The 7,280-nt window shown below is 71.0% G+C and carries 6 protein-coding genes; 3 read left to right on the top strand and 3 right to left on the bottom strand.

The window, feature by feature from the left end; genetic code table 11:
- Window positions 1–139: 139 nt before the first annotated feature.
- Both AB0E96_RS36165 and AB0E96_RS36160 read right to left on the bottom strand, forming a co-directional pair.
- On the bottom strand, window positions 140–601 hold the full coding sequence (locus tag AB0E96_RS36165; RefSeq protein ID WP_359830238.1) for a GNAT family N-acetyltransferase: 462 nt from the start codon (window positions 599–601) through the stop codon (window positions 140–142).
- A 100-nt stretch (window positions 602–701) separates the two neighbouring features.
- A complete protein-coding gene (locus tag AB0E96_RS36160; protein WP_359830236.1) occupies window positions 702–1,493 on the bottom strand; it encodes a VOC family protein in 792 nt (263 codons plus the stop codon).
- Window positions 1,494–1,674: 181 nt separating this feature from the next.
- Here AB0E96_RS36160 and AB0E96_RS36155 point away from each other — a divergent pair, with 181 nt between their 5' ends.
- From AB0E96_RS36155 to AB0E96_RS36145, 3 genes are all read left to right on the top strand, one after another.
- Window positions 1,675–3,912, top strand: a complete 2,238-nt coding sequence (locus tag AB0E96_RS36155; RefSeq protein WP_359830233.1) for an ATP-dependent RecD-like DNA helicase — start codon at window positions 1,675–1,677, stop codon at window positions 3,910–3,912.
- A 225-nt stretch (window positions 3,913–4,137) separates the two neighbouring features.
- Window positions 4,138–5,427, top strand: coding sequence for a citrate synthase (locus AB0E96_RS36150; RefSeq protein WP_359830231.1), 1,290 nt, complete (start codon window positions 4,138–4,140; stop codon window positions 5,425–5,427).
- 554 nt (window positions 5,428–5,981) lie between these two features.
- Window positions 5,982–6,701 (top strand): SDR family oxidoreductase, encoded by a 720-nt coding sequence (locus AB0E96_RS36145; RefSeq protein ID WP_359830228.1) that lies wholly within the window; start codon window positions 5,982–5,984, stop codon window positions 6,699–6,701.
- A 72-nt stretch (window positions 6,702–6,773) separates the two neighbouring features.
- Here the strand turns inward: AB0E96_RS36145 and AB0E96_RS36140 are convergent.
- Window positions 6,774–7,280 (bottom strand): HAD-IC family P-type ATPase (locus tag AB0E96_RS36140; RefSeq protein ID WP_359830225.1); only part of this gene is annotated, 507 nt, incomplete at its 5' end.

The raw sequence follows: 7,280 nt of genomic DNA, 5'->3' as shown, positions 1-7,280 counted from the left end.
GCAGGGGGGACCCTGTGGGAGAGTAGGACGCCGCCGAACAATTCTTCTGAAGAACCCCCATCCGGGTCCCGGATGGGGGTTCTTCGCGTTTCCGGACCGGATTCTCCGGACGGACGCCCGAACCCGGTCGGAACCCGAGTCAGAGCTTGAGCTTGAACCCGAGGTGGGAAGCCGTGAACCCGAGCCGCTCGTAGAAGCGGTGGGCATCGGTGCGCGTCGCGTCGGAGGTGAGCTGGACGAGGTCGGCGCCGAGTTCGCGGGAGCGGTCGACGGCCCACCGGATCAGTTCGGTGCCCAGTCCGCTGCCGCGTTCGTCGGCGTGGATGCGGACGCCCTCGATGATCGTGCGGGTGGCGCCGGCGCGGGAGAGGCCCGGGACGAGGGTGAGTTGGAGGGTACCGACGGTGAGGCCGGCCCGGTCGGCGACGACCAGGTGCTGGTGCGGGTCGCCCTCGATGCGGGCGAAGGCGGTGCGGTAGGGGGTGAGGTCGTCGGGGCTCTCGCGGGTGGCGCCCAGCGGGTCGTCGGCGAGCATGGCCACGATCGCCGGAAGGTCCTCGGGGGTGGCCCGTCGGATCGTCAGAACAGCCGTTTCAGTCATGATCCGAGACTAGAGGCAGGCTTGGGAGCCGACCGGGCCCTTTCTACGCCCGTAGCACCCCTTCACGGCCCGTCTGAAGGGTCGTGGGACCCCATGGGGTCTACTCCCCGGGCTTGGTGCTGTTGATGACGGCGAAGACGGCTCCGTGGGGGTCGACCAGCTGGGCCAGTCGGCCGACGCCGTGCACGTCCATGGCCGGGATCCGGACGGTCGCGCCGAGGGTGGCGGCGATGGCGAGGCTGGCGTCGGTGTTGGGGACCTCGAAGTAGGGGAGCCAGTGCGAGGTGGTGCCGCGGGCGGTGTGCTCGGGGCCGAGCTGCATGATGCCGCCGTGGGCGTCGTCGGTGCCGCCGCCGGCCGGGGTGAGGACGGTGTACGTCACCTCGCCGAGCGGGACGTCCTGCTCCTGCCAGTCGAAGACGCCGCGGTAGAAGGACTTGGCGCGTTCGGCGTCGACGCTGTAGCACTCGGCCCAGCAGAAGCTGCCCTCCTCGGTGACGAGGTCCAGGCCGCGGGTGTCGTGCGGCTGCCAGACGGCGAAGTCGGCTCCGGTCGGGTCGGTGTAGCCGGCGGTCCGGCCCGCGTTGAAGACGTCGAAGGGGGCGAACCGGACGCGGCCGCCGCCCTGTTCGACCAGGGCGGTGGTCCGGTCGGCGTCCTCGGTGGCGAAGTAGAGGGTCCAGCCGGGAGGGGAGCCCTCCTCGGCGACCGGGCCGAGGGCGGCGACGGTCCGGCCGTCGAGCTGGAAGAAGCCGTAGCCGCCGGCCTCGGGGCCGGCCGAGTCGAAGGTCCAGCCGAACAGCGCGGTGTAGAAGTCGACGGACGCCCGGGTGTCGGGGCTGCTCAGGTCGAGCCAGTCCGGGGAACCGGGGCGGAAGTCGGTGTTGAGCATGGCGGCACTGCTCCTCGGACGGGGCCCGGGCGGGCGCGGTCGAACGGCGGTCCCCCTCGGTTCCTCCCAGCCTGGCACCTCGGCCGGGGCGGTGCACGGCAGCGGCCGTTCCGGGGTTGTCGGGGCGGGGCGGTACGGTGCGTAGCGGAATGACCCACCCGTACCGGTCGAAGGGGGTCCGGTGAGCAAGCAGGCGGCGCAGTCCGGTCAGCAGGTGCCGCGGCAGCTCGCGCAGGTCGACGGCGTGCTGGAGCGGATCACCTACGCCAACGAGGAGACCGGCTACACGGTGGCCCGGGTGGACACCGGCCGGGGTGCGAACGACCTGCTGACGGTGGTGGGCGCCCTGCTGGGGGCACAGGTCGGCGAGTCGTTGCGGCTGCACGGGCGGTGGGGCTCGCACCCGCAGTACGGGCGGCAGTTCACGGTGGAGAACTACACCACGGTGCTGCCCGCCACGATCCAGGGGATCCAGCGGTACCTGGGGTCGGGGCTGATCAAGGGGATCGGGCCGCGGTTCGCCGAGCGGATCGTGGAGCGCTTCGGGGTGGACACCCTGGAGGTGATCGAGAACGAGCCGGGCCGGCTGATCGAGGTGCCGGGGCTGGGGCCGAAGCGGACGAAGAAGATCGCTGCCGCCTGGGAGGAGCAGAAGGCCATCAAGGAGGTGATGGTCTTCCTGCAGGGGGTCGGGGTGTCCACCTCGCTGGCTGTGCGAATCTACAAGCAGTACGGCGACGGCTCGATCGGGGTGGTGAAGAACGAGCCGTACCGGCTGGCCTCGGACGTGTGGGGCATCGGCTTCCTGACGGCGGACCGGCTCGCCCAGGCGGTGGGCATCCCGCACGACAGCCCCGAGCGGGTGAAGGCCGGCCTGCAGTACGCGCTGTCGCAGAGCACCGACCAGGGGCACTGCTTCCTGCCGGAGGAGCGGCTGATCGCGGACGGCGTGAAGCTGCTCCAGGTGGACGTCGGGCTGGTGATCGACTGCCTGGCGGAGCTGGTGGCGGCCGAGGGGGTGGTGCGCGAGGCGGTCCCGGGGGAGGGCGGCGAGCCCGTCACCGCGGTGTACCTGGTGCCGTTCCACCGCGCGGAGATCTCGCTCGCCAACCAGCTGCTGCGGCTGTTGCGTTCGGACGAGGACCGGATGCCGTGGTTCGGGAACGTGGACTGGCCGGTGGCGCTGGACTGGCTGGCGAAGCGGACCGGGGCCGACCTGGCGCCGGAGCAGGAGCAGTCGGTGCGGCTGGCGTTGACCGAGCGGGTCGCGGTGCTGACGGGTGGTCCGGGCTGCGGCAAGTCGTTCACGGTGAAGTCGATCGTGACGCTGGCGCTGGCGAAGCGGGCCAAGGTGGTGCTGGCGGCGCCGACCGGCCGGGCGGCGAAGCGGCTGGCGGAGTTGACCGGGGTGGAGGCGTCGACGGTCCACCGGCTGCTGGAGCTGAAGCCGGGCGGGGACGCCGCGTACGACCGGGACCGGCCGCTGGACGCGGACCTGGTGGTGGTCGACGAGGCCTCGATGCTGGACCTGATCCTGGCGAACAAGCTGGTCAAGGCGGTGCCGCCGGGTGCCCACCTGCTGTTCGTGGGGGATGTGGACCAGCTGCCCTCGGTGGGCGCCGGGGAGGTGCTGCGGGACCTGCTGGCCGAGGGCGGGCCGATCCCGTCGGTCCGGCTGACCAGGATCTTCCGGCAGGCGCAGCAGTCCGGCGTGGTGACCAACGCGCACCGGATCAACGAGGGCCGGCCGCCGCTGACGGACGGCCTGGCGGACTTCTTCCTGTTCGCGGAGGACGACGCGGAGCGGGCGGCCGGGCTGACGGTGGACGTGGTGGCGCGGCGGATCCCGCAGAAGTTCGGCGTCGACCCGCGCCGGGACGTGCAGGTGCTGGCGCCGATGCACCGGGGCCCGGCCGGTGCGGGGAACCTGAACACCCTGTTGCAGGCGGCGGTGACGCCGGCCCGGGAGGGGCTGGCCGAACGCCGGTTCGGCGGCCGGACGTTCAGGGTGGGGGACAAGGTCACCCAGATCCGCAACAACTACGACAAGGGGCGGAACGGAGTCTTCAACGGCACAGTGGGAGTGGTGACCGCCCTCAGCGTGGACGACCAGCGGCTGACGGTGCTCACCGACGAGGACGAGGAGGTGTCGTACGACTTCGACGAACTGGACGAGCTGGCCCACGCGTACGCGGTGACGATCCACCGCTCGCAGGGCAGCGAGTACCCGGTCGTGGTGATTCCGGTCACCATGTCCGCTTGGACGATGCTCCAGCGGAACCTGCTCTACACGGCTGTGACCAGGGCTCGGAAACTCGTGGTGCTGGTGGGGTCACGCAAGGCGATCGGGCAGGCCGTCCGGGCCGTCAGCGCAGGTCGGAGGCACACGGGGCTCGACCACCGGCTGGCGGCTGGATGATTATCCAACGCGATGGTTGCCTCTAATGTTCTCTTGACGTGAAGAGATTTACGGCAGAGCCTAGGGTGGTGCCGATCTTGTCCGGTTCGTACCGGCTGCGGCGGCAGGTTTTGTAGGGGCGGGCCCTTTCGGGCCACCCCGGGTGCGCGACTGTCCTCCGGATGGGGGATGGTAGAGACAGTCAGGGCACCTTGGAAGAGGATTCATTTCGTCGGTGAGGAAGACGTGAGCGACAACTCGGTAGTACTGCGGTACCAGGACGGCGAGTACGAGTACCCCGTCGTCGAGAGCACTGCGGGCAACTCCGGCTTCGACATCTCGAAGCTGCTCCCGCAGACCGGCCTGGTCACCCTGGACAACGGCTTCGGTAACACCGCCGCGTACAAGTCCGCGATCACCTTCGTGGACGGTGACAACGGCATCCTGCGGTACCGCGGCTACCCGATCGAGCAGCTTGCCTCCGATGGCGGCTTCATCGAGACCGCGTACCTCCTGATCAACGGCGAGCTGCCCAACGCGGACCAGCTGGCCGAGTTCAACCGCGAGATCACCCAGCACACCCTGCTGCACGAGGACGTCAAGCGCTTCTTCCAGGGCTTCCCGCGGGACGCCCACCCGATGGCCATGCTGTCCTCGGTCGTCGGCGCGCTGTCCACGTTCTACCCGGAGAGCCACAACCCGTTCGACGCGGCCCAGCGCCACCTGTCGACCGTGCGCCTGCTCGCCAAGCTGCCGACGATCGCCGCGTACGCGTACAAGAAGGCGATGGGCCAGCCCTTCGTCTACCCGCGCAACGACCTGAGCTACGTCGAGAACTTCCTGCGGATGACCTTCGCGGTCCCCGCCGAGGACTACGAGCTCAACCCGGTCATCGTCAACGCGCTGGACAAGCTGCTCATCCTGCACGCGGACCACGAGCAGAACTGCTCGACCTCCACCGTGCGCCTGGTCGGCTCCAGCCACGCCAACCTGTTCGCCTCGATCTCGGCCGGCATCTCGGCCCTGTGGGGCCCGCTGCACGGCGGCGCCAACCAGGCCGTGCTGGAGATGCTGGAGAGCATCCAGAAGGACGGCGGCGACGTCGACGCCTTCATCACGAAGGTGAAGAACAAGGAAGCCGGCGTCAAGCTGATGGGCTTCGGGCACCGGGTCTACAAGGCCTTCGACCCGCGCGCCGCCCAGGTCAAGCTGCTCGCGCACGAGGTCCTCGGCCAGCTCGGCAAGAACGACGAGCTGCTGGACATCGCGCTCAAGCTGGAGGAGCACGCCCTCAAGGACGACTTCTTCATCTCGCGCAAGCTGTACCCGAACGTGGACTTCTACACCGGCCTGATCTACCGCGCCATGGGCTTCCCGACCAGCATGTTCACCGTGCTGTTCGCGCTCGGCCGGCTGCCGGGCTGGATCGCCCACTGGCACGAGATGATCAACGACCCGACCAGCCGGATCGGCCGTCCGCGCCAGATCTACACCGGCACCGCGATCCGCGACTACGTCCCGCTGGACGCCCGCTGACCGCAGCGGCGCCGACCACCGGCCCGCACGGAAGCTGAGAGGGGCCCGGCCGCTGAGCGGCCGGGCCCCCTCGCGTCCCGGTGACGCGCCCGAGGGCGCGCGCGGGGACCGAACCGTACGGCGCACGACTCCGGGGCCGGCCGCGACCGGGGACGGCCGCTCAAAGCGTCCCAGGCCCGCCAGAACCCCGGCGTCGTGCGCGAAGGCCGTCGAGTACGACGGCCGTTCCCGGGGCCCGCCGGAGCCCCGTCGGCGACAGCCGGTGGAAGCGCGGGGACACGTTGCCGTTCAGCGTGTCCCCGCCCACCGGAAAAACTGCCGCACTACCAACCTAAGACGTATCAGGGTGCGAGAAGTTACGCCCGGGGGGTGTGAGCTGCCTCTCGCCACGCTCCGTGTGCGCCTCGTACCACGCCCATATCACACCTTCGCTCGCGCGGGACGTCACCCTCCCCGCAGTCACGGCAACCGAGCGTGATAGGAATCGTGGCATTCCGGTACGGACCGTCGCGCCATTCGCCGCGCGACGGCGGAACTGGGGAGGGAGTGCGCAGATGGCCAGGAACGTCGTCGTCACCGGCGGTGGCACGGGAATCGGGTACGAAGTCACGCGGCGGTTCGTCGAGGCCGGTGACCACGTGGTGATCGTGGGCCGCCGCCGGGAGGTCCTGGAGAAGGCCGCGGCCGACCTCGGGCCGAACGTCACCCCGCTGGTGTGCGACCTCGCCGACCCGGACGCCGTCGAGGCCGCGCTCGCCCGCCTGCCCGAGCGGATCGACGTCCTGGTGAACAACGCCGGCAGCCGGGAGACCGTGGTCGGCGGCGGACCGCACGCCCTGCTGGCGCGCTGGCGCGGCGACTTCGAGCGCAACGTGCTGACCGTGGTGCTGCTCACCGAGTCGGTCCGCGACCGGCTCGCCCCGGGCTCCGGCCGGGTGGTCACCATCAGCTCCATCGCCGCCCTGCGCGGGGCCGGCTCGTACGGCGCGGCGAAGGCCTCGCTGCACGCCTGGAACCACTTCCTGGCCGCCCAGTTGGGCACGTCGGGCATCACCGCCAACATCGTCGCGCCGGGCACCGTCGCGGGCACCGAGTTCTTCGGACCGCGGCTGGACGAGCCCGAGGTGGCCCGCCGGGCCGCCCGCACCCTGCTCGGGCGGATCGGCGAGACCGGCGAGGTCGCGGCGGCGGTGTACTTCCTGGCCTCGGCCGAGGCCGGGTTCATCACCGGCGAGATCCTGCACTGCAACGGCGGCGAGCTGCTGGGGCGTTGAGAGGCGGCGAGGGCCCCGGACCGGTGGTCGGTCCGGGGCCCGCGTGCGTACGGGCGGGGGGTTCGGCCGGGCTCAAGCCGGCTGGAAGCGGCGCAGCCGCAGGCTGTTGGTGACCACGAAGACCGAGGAGAAGGCCATCGCGGCCCCCGCGATCATCGGGTTGAGCAGGCCGGCCGCGGCCAGCGGGACCGCCGCCACGTTGTAGCCGAAGGCCCAGAACAGGTTGCCCTTGATGGTGCCCAGGGTCCTGCGGGAGAGCCGGATGGCGTCGGCCGCCGAGCGGAGGTCGCCGCGGACCAGGGTGAGGTCGCCGGCCTCGATGGCGGCGTCGGTGCCGGTGCCCATCGCCAGACCCAGGTCGGCCCGGGCCAGGGCGGCCGCGTCGTTGACGCCGTCGCCGACCATCGCCACGACCCTGCCCTCGGCCTGCAGTCGCTCGACGGTGGCGACCTTGTCCTCGGGGAGGACCTCGGCGATCACGTGCTCCGGCGCGATGCCGACCTCGGCGGCGACCGCCTCGGCGACCGCCCGGTTGTCGCCGGTGAGCAGGACCGGGGTCAGGCCCAGGGCGCGCAGCTT

It is taken from the genome of Kitasatospora sp. NPDC036755, from assembly GCF_040636595.1.
In the GTDB taxonomy this organism is placed as follows: Bacteria; Actinomycetota; Actinomycetes; order Streptomycetales; family Streptomycetaceae; genus Kitasatospora.
This window is presented reverse-complemented; position numbering and strand designations above follow the sequence as displayed.

Excerpts from the sequence above, each read along its gene's own strand:
- AB0E96_RS36165 (WP_359830238.1), bottom strand. The coding sequence starts at position 601 with ATGACTGAAACGGCTGTTCTGACGATCCGACGGGCCACCCCCGAGGAC.
- AB0E96_RS36160 (WP_359830236.1), bottom strand. The coding sequence starts at position 1,493 with ATGCTCAACACCGACTTCCGCCCCGGTTCCCCGGACTGGCTCGACCTG.
- AB0E96_RS36145 (WP_359830228.1), top strand. The coding sequence starts at position 5,982 with ATGGCCAGGAACGTCGTCGTCACCGGCGGTGGCACGGGAATCGGGTAC.